Below are 15,693 nucleotides of genomic sequence, written 5' to 3'. Positions count from 1 at the left end.
ATGTCCAACACACCCAACTTTGACACCAAGCTCGATGCAATCCTCGCCGGCTTGAAGGCAGGGGAGGAGCGGGTTTGCGCATTGACGGGCGAGACGTGGGTGTTGGATGAAAGCGAAATCGCTATCTGTAAAAAGTTTCGTGTCCCGCCGTCGAAAGTGAAACCTGGTACGCGCATGAATATGCTGAATGGCTACAACACCGGGTTGGCCATTTTTTGGAACCGTGATGTGTTCTCGAGCAAGCCGATCGTCTCTGCCATTCATCCCGATCTTCCGTTCAAAGTCGTTGAGGACATTGATTGGTACAAACATGATTTTTCCTCCACGTATCAAGACATTGATCCCTCCCGTCCGGTGTTCGATCAAATCTGGGATCTCGTGACGATGGTTCCCATGCGTGCCAAACGCAATCGTGATGTGGATGCTGCGTCGGTCGCGGTCGGTTCGTGGAAAAGCGTGGAGAGTTATATGTCGTGCGCCTCGCAGGCTCTTCGCTCTCTCTACACCTACGCAGCATTTCAGGCGGAGGACTGTGTGGACGTGGTCAATGGAACACACATTGCCCGCTCGTTTTCCATAAGCGATTCGCATAATATTGCCGATTCGGAATATCTCTTCAGCTGTTATCGGTGTCTCAAAAGTTCCTTCCTTTTTGATTGCCGCGATTGCGAGCTGTGCTTCGGGGCTACGAACAAACGGCAGAAAAAATATCTGTGGTTCAACGAACAACTCTCGGAATCAGAATGGAAAAAGCGGCGCGCGGAAGTAGATCTCGGCTGTCGATCGACCGCAGATGCGTGGCTCGAGAAGTTCTACAGACTCTGGCACGAACAGAGTATCTGGCCAGCCTCCTTCGGGATCCGAAACGAAAACAGTCGCGGTGAGCACCTGAACTTTTGTGTTAATTGCGATGGATATAGTTATTGGCTCGACAAGTGCACGGGCTGTTACCACTGCCGATTCGGCATTGAGGCGAACGATTGCGCGTATTGTAGTGGATTTGGCTGGGCGACACGGACCTACATGAGCACGGGGGACACGAACGGCGCTGATAACAAGTTTACGATGGGATGCAGCAATGGAGTAGAACTTGAGTATTGTGCCGTCTGCGATGATTGCCAGCGTTGCTTCGGGTGTGCTGGACTTCACAAAAAGGAGTTTCACATCTTCAACAAGCCGTATCCAAAAGAGGAATACTGGAGACGTGTAGATGAGCTCAAGTGCGCGATGCTCGATGACGGAAGTTATGGCGAGTTTTTTCCCGGAAAGTTTTCGCTCTCGGGTTTTGAACACTCGACGGGTGCCGTGTACTTTGATTACCGCGAGCGAGACCTCGAGAGGTTCGGCGCGATTCGTGTGGATCCAAAGCAAGGATTGGTGCTTGCGCCGAAACGGGAGGAGGCGCATGTGGTACGGCTTCGCATCGAGGATATCCCGGATTGCATTGATGAGGTCTCGTCCGAGCATGTGAACACGCCGATCCATGATGAGGAGCTCGATCGCGATTTCAGCATCGTGCCAAAAGAGCTTGCGATCTACAAAGAAAAGCGCTGGCCATTCCCACGGCGGCATTTTATTACGCGCCTCACACACTGGCTCCGCCACGCGAACTCCCCCTTTGCGATCGAAGTTGTCTGTGCCTCCTGCAGCGCCAAAACGACCACGTATAAAAATTTCACGTTTCCCGAGCGGAGAGTATACTGCATGAATTGTTATCATGGGTTTATTGAAAAGAACGGGTAAGCGCGGCTAATTCGTGCGAATAAGCGAATAGTTTGTATGAGCAAAACCTCCAACTACGATGCAAAAGTCAAAGCCATCCTCGATGCTACCAAACCCGGGGAGCGGACGTGTGCTGTGCTTGGGACGAAGTGGATGATGGACGACACGGAGATTGCGCAGTATCGCAAATACAACGTCCCGCCGTCGAAATATGCGCCCATGACGCGGATGAAGCTCATGAATGCCCACATCGTCATGTTTGACATGTGGTACAACGCACAACCGAATGGCGGCAAACCGCTTATCTCCGTCGTTCACCCCGCAAGTGGCATCCGTGTGATCCCGGATGACGAGTGGTTCAAGCAAGACTTCACGTCGCACGGACGCGAGCTTGATCTCTCTCGCTCGTTTGTCGATCAACTCTACAAGCTGTCTCTTGCCGTACCACGTTCGGCGAACTTTAATTACGTCCAGCCGGAAAATTCTCTCGCGTTCATCTCGCGTGGGGATCAGAACAGCTACTTCGTCTTGGCGTGCAAATCAAAGAATTCTGTTTTTTCGATGAACGTATCGGACATGGAAGACTCTGCCGAGGTCGCGCTCTCCACCCACATCTCGCGCTCCTACAATGTCGTCCATTCTCAAAACATCGCGGACTGTTTGTATCTGCGCGAATGCCTCGATTGTCTCTCAGGTGCGTTTCTCTTCGATTGTCGAAACTGCGAGTTTTGCTTCGGTGCGACGAATAAACGCAATGCGAAATATCTTTGGTGGAATGAACAGCTTACTGAAGCGGAGTGGAAGAAACGACGTTCAGAGGTTGACCTTTCTTCGTATGCGGTACGCGCGGAATACGAGCAGCGCTTCAAAGATCTTATTGCGCACGCCGCCTGGCCGGAAAACTGGAACGTGCATGCAGAAGACGTGACGGGGGAATACATTTACGATTCAACGCGCATCCGCGATGCATTTTATGTCTGCAAAGGGTGTGCCGATCTTGGATGGGTCAATATCGCCTATGGTGTGCCGTCGAGCGATTGCTACATGTGTGCGGCGGTAAATGGTGCGTCGGATTGCTACTATGGTATCGGGAATGGGTACAGCTCGAAGACTCGCTACTCGCTCTCGCTTCTCACGCGCTGTCTTGAGTGCGAATATTGTCATGCGTGCATGGATTGCGAAAACTGTTTCGGATGCATTGGGCTCAAGCACAAAAAGTTTTGCATCTTGAACAAGCAATACACGGAGGAGGAATATTGGAAGACCGTGGATGCACTCAAGTGCGCGATGCTTGAGAGGGGAGAGTATGGTGACTTACCATCGGCGAAGTTTTCGACCCAGCACTGGAGCGGATGCGGCGCACGCTACATCTATGACACGCCGAAGGAGGAGCTGATCAAACTCGGTATGCCTGATGTTGATGTGACAAGCGAGGGAGCGGAGGGTGCCGCTATGGATGCGAGCATGATCCATGCAACGAGCGAGATTCCTGATCGCGCAGACGACGCCATGACGAAGACGGTGTATCGCGATGATGTCTCCGACCGGCGGTTTTCATACCTCGTGCCCGAGCTTGCGATTTACCGCGCGCTCAAGATTGCGCCGCCCAGGTCGCATGCCACGCGGCGTCTCATGGACCTCTACGCCGAGCTCAACATGGCGATCGTGGAGCCGGCATTGTGCGCGGAGTGCCAAAAGAGCATTTCCGTTGGGAAGAATAAGGTGTATCCAAAACGGGCGGTATACTGCAAAGAGTGTTACTATAAGTTTATTGAATCAGGAACCTCGCGCGGCTAATTCGTGAGCCTGCCTGCCGGCAGGCAGGAATAAGAGAATAGTTGTGACCATCCTCCAGGCTCTCATCCTCGGCATCGTGCAGGGCATCACGGAATTTCTCCCGATCTCGAGTTCGGGGCACTTGGTAATTTTTCCGGAGCTTTTCGGCTGGCCTCTTCAAGATGTGGCCTTTGATGCAACGATCCACTTGGCCACTCTTCTGGTCATCCTGTCGGTTTTTTGGAGGGACATTGTCGAGGTAGTAACTCACCGTCGTCATCTGCTTTGGGTGATCCTTTTCTCAACCATTCCTGTGGGTCTTGTCGGACTGTGGCTTGAACGCGTGAACGATCTGCGGTCGTTGCCAGTGGTGGCCAGTTCGCTCGCGTTTTGGGGCGCCATGCTCATTTTCGCCGATTGGCACTCGAACCGACAACCAGCAACCAGCAACGAGCAACCTCTTGTGGGCAACTGGCGTCAAACCCTTCTCGTCACTCTCTCTCAAGCCGTGGCGCTTGTTCCTGGCACATCCAGATCGGGCATCTCAATTATCGCTGGCTTGAGCGCCGGACTTGATCGCATTGCGGCGGCTCGCCTCGCGTTTCTTGTCGGTATTCCTATTACTGCTGTGGCTGGGCTCAAAAAGTTTTTCGATATTGCGTCGGGCGGAGTGGCCATAGATGCGATCCCACTTTTCGTGGGATTTCTTGCCGCCTTCTTTAGCGGCCTTGTTGCCGTACGCTGGCTTTTGCGCTTTCTTACAAAAGGCAAATATCTCTGGTTTGGCGCGTACCGCCTGATGCTGGCTGCTCTACTCTTTTTTGTGTGGATGCAGTAATCTAAAGAAATCTAAAAACCATAAAAGGGGGCGATATGGCTGAGTTTGAAATTCGCGACCCCATCCACAAACGCATCCCCTTCAATGCCCTGGAGCACAAGGTCATTGACCATCCGTTTGTTCAACGGCTGCGCTTCATCAGTCAACTTTCTTTTCTGCAAGCGTATGTGTATCCGGGTGCTACACACGACCGTTTTTCCCATGTGCTTGGCGCCATGCATGTGGCTGGGCGACTGGCGGGAAGGATGCGCACGTCACTTGAGGGCACGCGTGTGGCGCTTGGTGCGGAAGTGTGGGACGAGCTCGCCCAAGTCATGCGGCTTGCGGGGCTTCTGCATGACGTGGGACACGGGCCATTTTCTCATGCCAGCGAATCTGTCTTTCCGAAACTTACATCGCTCCCACTTAATAACAGTTGGTGGGTAAATGGGGAGAGACCAATGCGCCAAGCGCGGCACGAAGATTACTCCGTATTGCTTGTGCAGACGCTGGCCGAAGATGGCGTGCTGCCACAGACGATGGCGCAAGATGTTGCGTCGCTCATCCACGAAGAGGTGGTTCCGTCTACGTGGTTTGAAGATCTAGAGCACGAGGTTCCACGGCTTCAGCGCGCGTGCAAGGCGCTCATTTCGGGCGAGGTAGATTGCGACCGCATGGACTACCTTCTGCGTGATTCTTACTATTGCGGAGTCGCGTACGGCATGTACGATCTTGATTGGCTCATCAGCTCGCTTGGGTTTGCCATCGAGGACGGGCAAATGGTTTTGCAGCTTTCCGAAAATGGCGTGCGCGCGTTCGAGGACATGCTGCTGGCACGCTACCACATGATTGACCAAGTATATTTTCATAAGACTGCCGTGGGGTTCACGCACTACCTTACGCAAGTATTTCGCGAGCGTGAAATTGACTTGGTGATCCCTTCCGATCCTTATACCTACGCGTCTCTGCGTGATGGTAAGGTTGTCGAAATGATGGAGGAGGCGGCTGTGGCCGAGAAGTATTGGTCCAAGCATTTGATGCGCCGCGTTCCCGCCAAGCATGTAATGCGGTTCCACGAGGAGCGCGAGAAAGACCGCCTGCTCTTGGGTGGGCTTATGCAGTTATGCAAGCGAGAGGCAATAAGGTTTTTTGTCGTGGAATCGCGTAACGCACTTTCCAAAGTGGATGTGTCAGGGGAGAAGAGTGGTCTATTTGTGGCGCGGAAGATGATTCATGGATATGAGAATGTGCCGATTGCGGAATACTCTGATCTTCTGAAAAAATATAACGAAAAAATCCGCTTTACAGATTTTTATGTCTTGCGGGAGGACAGAGAAAAATTCCAGCAAGCCGTCTAGGCGGTACCTGGTACCGCGCTAGCTGCAGAAAGCAGAAATCCCGCACGGGGCGGGAGAGAAGGAAGGAGTCAGCGGATGGCGCGCAGGTTGCTGCGGCGCGGCTTCCATAATCGCCGGTTCGTCCAGCTTTTGCGATTTCTTGGGCTGGGCTTATCGTTGAGGGCGGCGACGATGAGAAAGAGCTGGCAGAAGCCGATCATGGACGCGAGGAGGGGGTAGACGTTGAGAATCTCCTGCGGGAGCGGCTCGATGGTTACTGACCACCAAAAGGCTCCTATATGGATGCCGATGCCAAAGATCGAGGAGACGATGCACGCGATGCGTTCTGGCCGCATGTGTCCTCCCGGTGTCTGAACACCCTACGCGGGAACGCAAAAATCTGCAACTACCAAAAATCAGGAGCTAAGCTCCTGATTTTTGGTAGTTTACCGATTGGCAGGATTCCCCCTCTGCAAGCAATAGTCGGCTGTGTTAAGTGTCCGGTCGGACAGATAACGAGGCATCATATCTATAATATTGCTAGAAAAGGGGGAATGGGGACGATTGGGTCCCCGAGAGAAAAGAGCAGTACTGGCGGGTAATGGCTAGTCGTCCTCGATCGGGTCGTCGAAGCCATCACCCACGTGGCCGTTGACCGGCGTGGCCGTCGTCTTCGTCAGGTGAGCGTGGAACATGAGAAGGGCGTGCCACATGTTGTCTGGGTGCATCCTCTGGCAGTAGTTGAAGAAGAACCATGCTTCTTTGGCTACATTGGGATGAGCAAGCACGGCGTGGATGGCGCGCTTGTGGTCGCGGACGAGTACCAAGTTCGCGTGACTGTCGCGGAGGCTCCTGGCCACACGCACCATGCAGCCACCGGTCACCACCCATAACACGCCGACGGTGACGATGCTCCAGACCGGCTTGCCGGCGATGACGAGCCCCGTGAAGAGCGCTGCGGTGATGTTCTGGGCCAGGAGGAAGCCGCAGAAGAGGAGGATGTCGATCACGACGGACCGTGCCGCTGTGGTCTCCATTTCCTTGTAGTTGGGGAGGATGGCGGGGATCTTAGGATCGGACATCGAACGTCTCCATGCGCCTGGCCTGCGTAGGGCTCGGATGCGCAAGTGGGGTTGGGGCTTCTTCAGCGGCTGGAAGAGTCGCTCATCACGTCGCCGTAGACGTAGTCACGCGGATCTTCGTCGGTGCAGATGTCCTTTTCGACCGACGTGCACCCCCACTCGAAGGCGGGGGCGGGCCGGTAGGGGCAGCAACCGTTCTCGATTCCGTAGACCTGCCCGTGGCTGTAGTCGACGAGGCACATGACGATGAGGGCCAAGAAACTGAGTGTCACGGCAGTCCAGTCGTTCATGATCTATCCAGTGCGCCTGGCTGGGCTTATGGATGCCAGCCGTTACGCGTGTTAAGTGAAGGACCTACTACTCCACCTGTCAGGACGAATGTATTTTATCATCCGGACGGGGGGAATGGGGACGATTGGGTCCCCGAGAGAAAGGAACTGAAAGGGACGGCGGCGCTAGGCGGCGGCGAGTTCGAGGGCGAGTTCGATCGGCGTGCCCCGGGGGAGCACATCCGGCTCGTCCACGAACATGGCGCGGATGATGATCTCCACGACTGCCTCCTGCTCCTCGATCCACGCCGCGCGGGTGTTGATCACCTCGATGGGCGGGATGGTGGAGCGGTGCCGCGGCTGGTGCCTGGCCCACTGGCGGGGGGCCTTGCGGTCCTTCCAGGGGCTCTGGCGGCACGGCGTGTGCTCGCGTCGGATCGGGGCCATGATCGTGCGACCGAAGCGGTGGAGGAGGGACTCCCGCCGCTCGTCACGGGTGGTCTCGGCCACCTGAAGCGCCAGGCGCTTCAGCTCGAGCTCCTCCGGGCTCTTCGCATCCACGCACTGCCACTCGGCACGGCGCACCATGAACTCTGCGTCCTCCAGGTTCTTGAACCCGAGGAGGACCCAGAGGCGGTCCACCACGTGGCGCTTGGGCGGGTAGCTCTGGTGGGGCGGGATGCGCGGCGGCTCCGCAAGCTCGAGCTCCTCGTACCGGTCGTTTTCGTAGAGGGCACCTTCGGCCCGGTAGTCGGGCTCCTCGGGCTCGGCGAACTCGGCCTCCAGCTCGTCGTAGTAGGCGAGCTGGGCGTCGAGGTCCTCCTCGAACGCGTTGGCCCACGCCATGAGCACGGCCTCGCCCTCGTCCATGTCCTCGATCCCGTTGCTGATCGCGGTGATGACCACGTCCTCGCCGTTGTCGGTGCTGTCGTAGGCCTGGATCGGCGCGAAGTTCTGCGCCTCGACCAGGCAGTCTTTCACGTCGCGCTTGCCGTGCGTGAACTTCGGGACGTAGCACCCGCGGCTCCGCTGCCGGCGCCGGTTGTGGCGCACGCGCTCGGCGTTGTTCCGCGCCCGGAGCCCGAACCGGGTGTCCCCGAGGATCGAGCGGCGCTCGATCGTGTTGTCGTCACCGATGTCGGGGTTGGGGAAGTTGGCGTTCAACATCTCTCGCATTCCTCCGCATGTCCGGCCAACGCGGCCGGGTTAGTGGTGTTGCTCAGGCGACCAGGTGGGCGAAGATCACGGCCGCGAAGCCGCTGCCCAGCAAGAAGCCGCAGATCGAGTACACGACCAGGTCGCCGTAGCACAGGGGCTCCGGCGGATCGGGGTCGTTCAACTCGACCAGCATGATCGCCGTGTCCGAGAGGACAAAGCAATCGCCATTGGGAAAAACCTGCTTCCGCATACCTCTGCCTCCACGAGTTGTGATCCCGGCACCATGCCAGGATCGGGAAAGGACGAAACAGGGAAATTTATCATATTTTGGCGATTTTGTCAAGGAATTAAGCTAGATTTAGCGAAGGATGTGTCTTGTAGCCGGTAGCTTGTAGGGGTATGATGTGGCCCTTATGCCAAAACAGAGAGTTTTGCTTGGCATGTCCGGCGGCGTTGACTCATCTGTGTCCGCGGTTTTGTTGTTGGAACAGGGATACGAAGTGATTGGCGCGTTCATGAAAAATTGGAGCGGGAGCACGCGCACGTGCAACGGTACACAAGAGTTTGTCGAATGCGATTGGCGCAGCGAGAGACGTGATGCCATGCGCGTGGCGGCACAACTTGGGATCGAGTTTGTCACGCTCGATTTTGAAAAGGAGTATCGCGAGAAGGTTGTCGAGAACCTGTTTAACGAGTATGAAGCAGGACGGACACCTAACCCAGATGTGCTCTGCAACAAATTTGTGAAGTTTGATTTGTTTGTGCGTGAGGCGGACAGACTCGGGTGTGCGTTTGTGGCGACGGGGCATTATGCGAGAGTAGAAAAGGGGTCTGACCCCGTACGGGGCCAGACCCCTTTTCTGAAGGCTGCGAGAGATCAGAGTAAAGATCAAACCTATTTTCTGTGGGCGATGCCGAAGGAGGTTTTGCCGCGTGTGATGTTTCCCGTCGGTGACTTATTGAAATCCGAAGTGCGTGAGATTGCGCGCAAGCACCGTCTATCTGTTGCAGAAAAAAAAGATAGCATGGGGATTTGCTTCGTAGGTGAAGTGGATATTAAAGAATTTTTGAAAGAGCGCATCAAGCTCTCGCCTGGACTCATCAAGTCAACGGACGGGCGTGTGGTGGGAGAGCACGAAGGGTTGGCGTTTTATACGATTGGTCAGCGCGAAGGCATCGGCTCCGTGGGCGGTGGCACGCCGTGGTATGTTGTACGAAAAGAGACAGTAACGAATACGCTTGTGGTCGGGAGTGAGGTGGATCCAGAGTTATACTCGAGAGAACTTACCGCGGGGCAATGTAATTGGCTTACGCCGAGGGGGTCAGACCCCGTACGGGGTCTGACCCCCTTCTCGTGCTTCGCGAGAGTGAGGTATCGCCAACCGCTCGAGCCGTGTCATGTGAGCGGGGCCGGGGTCAGACCCCGTACGGGGTCTGACCCCAGTAGCGTTCAGTTCGAGAATCCTATTCGTGCCATTACTCCTGGCCAATCCATCGTGTTTTACACAGAAGACGGCACCGTTTTAGGAGGTGGTATAATCTCGACATGATTCGCAACTTTTGCATTATTGCGCACATTGACCACGGCAAGTCCACGCTGTCGGACCGGATGCTTGAGATTACCGGCACGGTGGAGAAGCGTAAAATGAAGGAGCAACTTTTGGATTCGATGGACTTGGAACGAGAGAAGGGCATTACCATCAAATTGACGCCCGTGCGCATGCACTACAAGGACGTGGAACTCAACTTGATTGATACGCCTGGCCACGTGGACTTTACGTATGAGGTGTCCCGCTCACTTGCTGCTGTTGAAGGCGCGGTGCTCTTGGTGGATGCAACGCAAGGCGTGCAAGCGCAAACCATCGCAAACCTCTATTTGGCAATGGAACAAAATCTCACCATTGTTCCCGTTCTCAATAAAATTGACTTGCCCGCTGCGGACGTGCCTCGCCGCCGCGCGGAGTTGGTGAAACTTCTTGGCTGCAGGGAGGAAGATATTTTGCTGGTGTCGGGGAAAACCGGGGAAGGCGTGGCGAAACTTCTCGATGAAGTCATTGCGCGCATTCCACCTCCCGCAAGCCAAACAGCAGGAGGACTTCGTGCTCTCATCTTTGATTCCAAGTATGACGACTACAAAGGTGTCGTGGCGTACGTGCGTGTCGTGGATGGTGCTGTGCGCCCGCACGAGCGTTTGCGCATGTCGGCATCTGGCGTCACGTTTGAGGTCATGGAGGCGGGAGCGCTCACACCTGCGTATGCACCGAATGCTTCCCTTGCGGCGGGCGAGATCGGCTACGTTGCCACGGGTCTCAAAAGTATTGAGGGGTGTCGTGTGGGAGACACAATAGTGCGTGAACACGGTTCGGCACCGGCGCTTCCCGGGTACAAAGTGGTGAAGCCAATGGTGTATGCGGGCGTTTTTCCGCACGAAGGGCACACATACGAGGAGCTTCGTGAAGCCATGCTGAAGCTTTCCTTGTCGGACGCCGCGCTTGCATACGAGCCAGAATATTCGCCGGCGCTGGGACATGGATACCGCTGTGGATTTTTAGGGATGTTACATATGGAGATTGTGCAGGAACGTTTGCGCCGCGAGTGCCAACTTGAAGTCATCATGACCGTGCCATCGGTGAGCTACCGTGTTTTTAGCATGAAGGGGGAAGTGATAGACGTGCATGGTCCCCTTGAGATGCCCGACCAATCACATATCATGAAAACGGAGGAGCCGTGGGTGCGCGTGGATGTGGTGACGCCAGCAGAGTTTATCGGTGGAGTGATGGCACTTTGCACGGACAAGCGTGGGGTGTACAAAACAACAGAATATCTTGATGCGACGCGCGCGCTCATTCACTACGAGATGCCGCTTGCGTCCATCGTGATTGACTTTTACGACACGCTCAAAAGCATCACATCCGGCTATGCCTCACTCAACTATGACTGGCTTGAATATCGCGAGGCCGAGATTGCGCGTGTGGATATTTTGGTGGCCGAGGAGCCGGTCGAGGCGTTGGCGTTTCTTGTTTTCGAGAAGGACGCGTATCGCATCGGCAAATCCGTTGTCGAAAAGGTATCTGTACGGCGGGGACGTGACGCGTAAACGAAAACTCTTGGAGAAACAGAAGAAGGGGAAAAAGAAAATGATGGCGATGGGGCGCGGGAGTGTGGATATTCCCTCGTCGGCTTACCTTGCCGTGCTCAAACGATAATGCTTTTGGGCATGTAACCGCTACGGCCACCCCATCCTCCTCGCTCGCCGACTCGCTGTGGGGTTATGGGGACCCCGGCCTTGCGACATGCCCCAGTACTTCACATGCAAAGAAAATCACATCAAAAACATTGGACCATCGCCGACGAAATAGGGAAGGAAGAGAGGGAAGCACTTGGCTTTACTGAGGGTGTCATCAGCTCTTGTGGAATCGTGGGATACGCACAGCCCTGGAGGCTGCGTCGTTTGTAGAACCGTCGTATGAGCGTGATGTGTATTCGCCGTCTCTATTTTTGCAGATGCCTGAGGCGGTGGCCCATGTTTTCCGTGCGCTCGAGGAGGACCGTCATATCGTCATCCACGGTGACTATGACGCAGATGGGGTGTGTGGCGCCTCGCTGCTTTATGAGGCGATCATGGTGGTCGTTCGGTTATTGTCATCACACGCGCACGTGAAGGTTTTTCTGCCGGAGCGTGAGCGCGATGGGTATGGTGTGAATGAAAAAAATGTCCGCCAATTTCTCGCTGAAGGGGCCACTCTTCTTATCACTGTGGATTGTGGCATTGCGAATCGTGAGCCCATTGCTCTTTTTCGAGAGGGGGGCGGAGAGGTGATTGTGTGCGATCACCATGCACTCGCGCGTGATGTGCCCGATGCCGTTCTGCTTCACCCACTTGTACCTGGAGAAACGTATCCCAACAAAAAACTCTGCGGCACAGGGGTAGCGAGCAAACTCGCGTTTGCGCTCTACGATGAAGCACGGCGACGTGGGCTACCGGTAAGGGAGGGAAGCGAAAAGTGGTTGCTCGATCTTGTGGCGATCGCTACGGTGACGGATGTGATGCCGCTTGTGGGCGAGAATCGCGCGCTCGAATATTTTGGACTTCGTGTACTTGAGAAGACGCGGCGTACAGGACTTCGGCACCTCTTGAAACTCTCCGGCTCTCTTCATGAGCGTCTTACTACGACACACATTGGATTTCGTGTTGGTCCACGGTTGAATGCGGCGGGAAGAATGAAGCACGCGGAACTTTCCCACCGCGTATTGGTGGAGGAAGACGATATGCTTTCCGCTGCGCTTGCGGTGGAACTTGATGCCTGCAATAAAACTCGCCAGAAAGAGAGCGACGCGCTCTATGCCGTAGCGCTTGAACAAGCCAGAAAGCAAGATGACGAGTCTCTCATTTTTGTGTGGGGGGAGGGGTGGCACTTGGGACTCGTGGGGCTTGTCGCAGGAAAACTCCAGACGGAACTTGGCCGGCCTGTCATGGTGGCGGGCAAGCACGGTGAGCGGTTTGTCGGTTCCGGCCGATCGGTGCGCGGATACGACTTGGTTGCCGCCATGCATGCCGCGGAGCCGCATTTTGTAAAATACGGTGGCCATCCGCAGGCGTGCGGATTTACCGTAGAGGGAGAGGATCATTTTCACACGGTGCGTTCGACGCTTCATGAACATGCGCGCAAAACATTTAACGGTGTCATTTTAGAGCCGGAGATTTTTATTGACACATCGCTTGCTCTTGCGGATCTCTCCCCTGGCCTTGTGGAAGATTTTCTAAAGCTTGAGCCGCATGGGGAGGGGAATCCACGCCCACTATTTCTCCTCTCCCGCGTGAAGATCGCGGGACTTTTTCCCGTGGGACAGGGCGGGAAACACGCGCGGCTCATACTCTCTGACGATGCGGGACACCGGCAAACATGCATCGCGTTTGGGTTCGGATACCTCTTGGAGGAGATGGCGCTTGGGAGTACCATAGACGCAGTTTGCGAGGTGGGATGGAATGAATGGAATGGTCGGAAGGATGTACAGTGTTCTCTTATTGATTGGCGACATGCATGATTATGGACGTCCGCATTTATACGGACGGGGGATCGCGAGGGAACCCCGGACCATCGGCGTCGGCTGCCGTACTTAAGTCCCTCAAGGATGGTTCTGAGGGGGAGGTGATTGCCACCGCGAGCGCCTATCTTGGCACGACAACGAACAATCAGGCCGAATACACGGCAATCGTTTTGGGATTGAAAAAAGCGGCGGAACTTGGTGCCAAGCATGTCGAAGTGTTTATGGACTCCGAATTGGCGAGCCGTCAGTTGAACGGGGAATACCGTGTGAAGGATGCGGAAATTGCTAAACGGTTTATGGAAATCTACCGTTTGCGCGGGCAATTTACGCGCGTACGATTCAAACATGTCCGTCGGCACATGAACAAGGAGGCAGACGCTCTTGTGAACAAGGTGCTTGATGCGCACACATAAGCCCGGGCATTTTGTGTTATACTTTTCCTATTATGTTTGGATTTGGAAAGAAAAAAATCGCCTCTTTACTTGGTGTGGACGTGGGGGCTTCTGGCGTGAAATTGGTTGAACTTTCCAACGAGGGAGGGCGCGCGCGGCTTTTGACGTATGGGTACACGGAGCGCGACGCAAATGCGGTGCCGCTTCTTGAGGACCCCGCGGCAGCGGGGAAGTTGCTTGCGGACGTGTGGGGTGCATCTGGCGCTATGGGACGCCGTGCCGTTGCGGCCCTGCCGCTCTCGCAGGTTTTTACGGCAGTCATTGCCATACCTTCTCCAAAGACCCAAGAAGCCGCCAAGCCTATTTTAGAAGTGCAAGCGCGCAAGCTCGTCCCGCTTCCTCTTGAGGAGATGGTTCTGTCGTGGACGTTTATTGACCCGGTCAAAAAGGAAAGCGTGTTGAAGAAAGAGGTGGGAAAAGTTAAAAAGGTTGAGGAGACGGGCAATCAGGAGCTGGCGACAAGCAAGCCAGAGGAACAGAAAAACGTGCGTGTGCTGCTGAGTGCTGCTCCGAAATCTCTTGTCTCGCGCTATGTGGAAATTTTTCGCGCTGCCAAGCTGGAACTCACGGCGCTCGACCTTGAATCGTTTGGCCTCATCCGCTCCCTCATCGGAAAAGACCGTTCAACCGTGCTTCTTGTAGACATGGGGGCTGTGCGCACGAATCTCACGGTTGTAGAAAAAGGCATTCCGTTTTTCACGCGCAGCGTGCAGATAGGCGGGAACGCATTTACCGGGGCGCTTGCCAAAATGCTCAGTGTTTCCGAGAGTGAGGCTGCACAAATGAAATTTGACTTGGCCATGAGCCCGCTGGCCCCTACGGTTCCTGACCTGGTGAAGCAAGTTTTTGGGGAGTTGGTGAACGAAGTACGGTACGTGTTTGAGCAGTACAAGCGCCAGGAATTTTCCGACAGCAAACGCGTGGAGAAGCTGATCCTTACAGGCGGTTCGGCACATTTGCCAGGAATCGCGAGATTTTTTGTTGACGCGCTTGGCGTGAATGCGTATGTGGGCGATCCGTGGGCGCGCGTGGCGGTGCCAGAAGATGTTCGTCTTTTGCTCGAAACCGTAGGGCCGTCGCTCGCTATCGCCGTAGGGCTAGCCATGCGGGAGAATGAATAGTGTGCGGACAAAAAGCATTCTCATGATCGAGCCTGACCCCTTTTTTGCCGGCATCTACGCCAGCAAGTTTGCGCAAGAGCGGTTGGGGGTAGAGGTGGCCGAGTCACTTGCTGTTGCGCGCAAAATTCTGCGGCGGAAAACGCCGCGCGCGATTCTGCTTGAGCTCGCGCAAGATCGTGATGCCGGTCTTGCTTTCATCCGTGAAGTTCGTGAGGAACCAAAAAGTTTTGCCGTGCCTATCATTGTTCTTACCGATCTTGCGGATCGAACGGTTATTGGGCGCGCGTTTTCCGCCGGTGCCACGGAGTATCTCTTGAAAGGACACTTTGTTCCCATCGAGACGGTCCGCAAGGTGAAAAAAATTGTTGGCGGACGTCTTGCGTGATACACTTTATCTATATGAAACGCGGATTCACGTTACTTGAGGTGCTGATCGTCGTGTCTATCATTGCCATCCTCGGTGCCGCATCCGCGCTTGGGGTGAGCGCCGCGCGAAGTAAGATGCGTGATGCGCGCCGCCTCTCCGACATGCGCCAGCTTCAAAGTGCACTTGAGGATTACTATAAGGAATTCAACCAGTATCCTACCGGGGAGGGCCTGTGGCTTGGGGAGGAGGGGAAGAGCGCATGCCTTTCCTCCGCCGGTTTTTCTGCCTCGTGCCAAGGGGCTTCTCGCGTGTTTCTTTCACGTGTTTCTCGGGAGTACACCGCAGGCATTTCCTCGGCTGTTCGTTGTGGCGTGCCGCCCGCGGCGGGATATTGCTACACGGCAAAGGAAGGGGGAGCCAGCTACCGTGTAGGGTTTGAACTCGAACATGGGTTTGCCGAGGCAAACATTTCTGAAGGGCCGAACTGCTTGATACCCGAAGTGGGAATTCGCTCCGGAGCTTGTCCGGAATAAACACGATGCA

General features: G+C 55.2%; 15 protein-coding genes and 1 pseudogene. 11 read left to right on the top strand and 5 right to left on the bottom strand.

Going from position 1 to position 15,693, the window contains the following annotated elements:
* The 4 genes from HYW18_03640 to HYW18_03625 are packed head-to-tail and all read left to right on the top strand — an operon-like array spanning window position 1 to window position 5,673.
* A complete protein-coding gene (locus HYW18_03640; GenBank protein MBI2485211.1) occupies window positions 1–1,743 on the top strand; it encodes a hypothetical protein in 1,743 nt (580 codons plus the stop codon).
* Window positions 1,744–1,779: 36 nt separating this feature from the next.
* A complete protein-coding gene (locus HYW18_03635) occupies window positions 1,780–3,519 on the top strand; it encodes a hypothetical protein (GenBank protein ID MBI2485210.1) in 1,740 nt (579 codons plus the stop codon).
* Window positions 3,520–3,562: 43 nt separating this feature from the next.
* Window positions 3,563–4,336 (top strand): undecaprenyl-diphosphate phosphatase, encoded by a 774-nt coding sequence (locus HYW18_03630; GenBank protein ID MBI2485209.1) that lies wholly within the window; start codon window positions 3,563–3,565, stop codon window positions 4,334–4,336.
* 35 nt (window positions 4,337–4,371) lie between these two features.
* On the top strand, window positions 4,372–5,673 hold the full coding sequence (locus HYW18_03625) for an HD domain-containing protein (GenBank protein MBI2485208.1): 1,302 nt from the start codon (window positions 4,372–4,374) through the stop codon (window positions 5,671–5,673).
* 68 nt (window positions 5,674–5,741) lie between these two features.
* On the opposite strand, the gene HYW18_03620 is transcribed toward HYW18_03625, so the two are convergent.
* The 5 genes from HYW18_03620 to HYW18_03600 all read right to left on the bottom strand — a co-directional run bounded on the left by HYW18_03620 (window position 5,742) and on the right by HYW18_03600 (window position 8,411).
* Window positions 5,742–6,008, bottom strand: coding sequence for a hypothetical protein (locus tag HYW18_03620; GenBank protein ID MBI2485207.1), 267 nt, complete (start codon window positions 6,006–6,008; stop codon window positions 5,742–5,744).
* Window positions 6,009–6,257: 249 nt separating this feature from the next.
* A complete protein-coding gene (locus HYW18_03615; GenBank protein ID MBI2485206.1) occupies window positions 6,258–6,734 on the bottom strand; it encodes a hypothetical protein in 477 nt (158 codons plus the stop codon).
* Window positions 6,735–6,796: 62 nt separating this feature from the next.
* Window positions 6,797–7,024: a hypothetical protein gene (locus tag HYW18_03610; protein ID MBI2485205.1), complete on the bottom strand. Its 228-nt coding sequence runs from the start codon at window positions 7,022–7,024 to the stop codon at window positions 6,797–6,799.
* Between the two features lie 165 nt (window positions 7,025–7,189).
* Window positions 7,190–8,170, bottom strand: coding sequence for a hypothetical protein (locus HYW18_03605; protein MBI2485204.1), 981 nt, complete (start codon window positions 8,168–8,170; stop codon window positions 7,190–7,192).
* A gap of 52 nt (window positions 8,171–8,222) precedes the next feature.
* Entirely contained in the window at window positions 8,223–8,411 is a 189-nt protein-coding gene (locus HYW18_03600; protein MBI2485203.1) for a hypothetical protein, read from the bottom strand.
* 163 nt (window positions 8,412–8,574) lie between these two features.
* Here HYW18_03600 and mnmA point away from each other — a divergent pair, with 163 nt between their 5' ends.
* From mnmA to HYW18_03565, 7 genes and pseudogenes are all read left to right on the top strand, one after another.
* On the top strand, window positions 8,575–9,711 hold the full coding sequence (gene mnmA, locus HYW18_03595; protein ID MBI2485202.1) for a tRNA 2-thiouridine(34) synthase MnmA: 1,137 nt from the start codon (window positions 8,575–8,577) through the stop codon (window positions 9,709–9,711).
* Window positions 9,708–11,367, top strand: a pseudogene (gene lepA, locus HYW18_03590) (elongation factor 4). Before mnmA ends, lepA begins: the two are co-directional and overlap by 4 nt.
* 202 nt (window positions 11,368–11,569) lie before the next feature.
* Window positions 11,570–13,207 (top strand): single-stranded-DNA-specific exonuclease RecJ, encoded by a 1,638-nt coding sequence (gene recJ, locus HYW18_03585; GenBank protein MBI2485201.1) that lies wholly within the window; start codon window positions 11,570–11,572, stop codon window positions 13,205–13,207.
* 2 nt (window positions 13,208–13,209) lie between these two features.
* Window positions 13,210–13,623, top strand: coding sequence for a ribonuclease HI family protein (locus HYW18_03580; protein MBI2485200.1), 414 nt, complete (start codon window positions 13,210–13,212; stop codon window positions 13,621–13,623).
* Window positions 13,624–13,655: 32 nt separating this feature from the next.
* A complete protein-coding gene (pilM, locus tag HYW18_03575; protein MBI2485199.1) occupies window positions 13,656–14,783 on the top strand; it encodes a pilus assembly protein PilM in 1,128 nt (375 codons plus the stop codon).
* Window positions 14,776–15,168, top strand: coding sequence for a response regulator (locus HYW18_03570; GenBank protein ID MBI2485198.1), 393 nt, complete (start codon window positions 14,776–14,778; stop codon window positions 15,166–15,168). The genes pilM and HYW18_03570 overlap by 8 nt, the downstream gene beginning before the upstream one ends.
* Window positions 15,169–15,182: 14 nt before the next feature.
* Window positions 15,183–15,683: a type II secretion system protein gene (locus HYW18_03565; protein ID MBI2485197.1), complete on the top strand. Its 501-nt coding sequence runs from the start codon at window positions 15,183–15,185 to the stop codon at window positions 15,681–15,683.
* Window positions 15,684–15,693: the final 10 nt, after the last annotated feature.

The sequence above is a fragment of the Candidatus Uhrbacteria bacterium genome (genome assembly GCA_016187485.1).
Taxonomy (GTDB): domain Bacteria; phylum Patescibacteriota; class Patescibacteriia; order UBA9934; family UBA10169; genus JACPJO01.
The sequence above is the reverse complement of the archived record's forward strand: the minus strand, read 5'-3'. Positions and strand labels throughout refer to the sequence as shown.

What these genes read in the sequence shown, in the direction of transcription:
- HYW18_03640 (MBI2485211.1), top strand. Translation starts at nt 1, where the DNA reads ATGTCCAACACACCCAACTTTGACACCAAGCTCGATGCAATCCTCGCC.
- HYW18_03635 (MBI2485210.1), top strand. Translation starts at nt 1,780, where the DNA reads ATGAGCAAAACCTCCAACTACGATGCAAAAGTCAAAGCCATCCTCGAT.
- HYW18_03625 (MBI2485208.1), top strand. Translation starts at nt 4,372, where the DNA reads ATGGCTGAGTTTGAAATTCGCGACCCCATCCACAAACGCATCCCCTTC.
- HYW18_03620 (MBI2485207.1), bottom strand. Translation starts at nt 6,008, where the DNA reads ATGCGGCCAGAACGCATCGCGTGCATCGTCTCCTCGATCTTTGGCATC.
- HYW18_03615 (MBI2485206.1), bottom strand. Translation starts at nt 6,734, where the DNA reads ATGTCCGATCCTAAGATCCCCGCCATCCTCCCCAACTACAAGGAAATG.
- HYW18_03610 (MBI2485205.1), bottom strand. Translation starts at nt 7,024, where the DNA reads ATGAACGACTGGACTGCCGTGACACTCAGTTTCTTGGCCCTCATCGTC.
- HYW18_03605 (MBI2485204.1), bottom strand. Translation starts at nt 8,170, where the DNA reads ATGTTGAACGCCAACTTCCCCAACCCCGACATCGGTGACGACAACACG.
- HYW18_03600 (MBI2485203.1), bottom strand. Translation starts at nt 8,411, where the DNA reads ATGCGGAAGCAGGTTTTTCCCAATGGCGATTGCTTTGTCCTCTCGGAC.
- mnmA (MBI2485202.1), top strand. Translation starts at nt 8,575, where the DNA reads ATGCCAAAACAGAGAGTTTTGCTTGGCATGTCCGGCGGCGTTGACTCA.
- HYW18_03580 (MBI2485200.1), top strand. Translation starts at nt 13,210, where the DNA reads ATGGACGTCCGCATTTATACGGACGGGGGATCGCGAGGGAACCCCGGA.
- pilM (MBI2485199.1), top strand. Translation starts at nt 13,656, where the DNA reads ATGTTTGGATTTGGAAAGAAAAAAATCGCCTCTTTACTTGGTGTGGAC.
- HYW18_03570 (MBI2485198.1), top strand. Translation starts at nt 14,776, where the DNA reads ATGAATAGTGTGCGGACAAAAAGCATTCTCATGATCGAGCCTGACCCC.
- HYW18_03565 (MBI2485197.1), top strand. Translation starts at nt 15,183, where the DNA reads ATGAAACGCGGATTCACGTTACTTGAGGTGCTGATCGTCGTGTCTATC.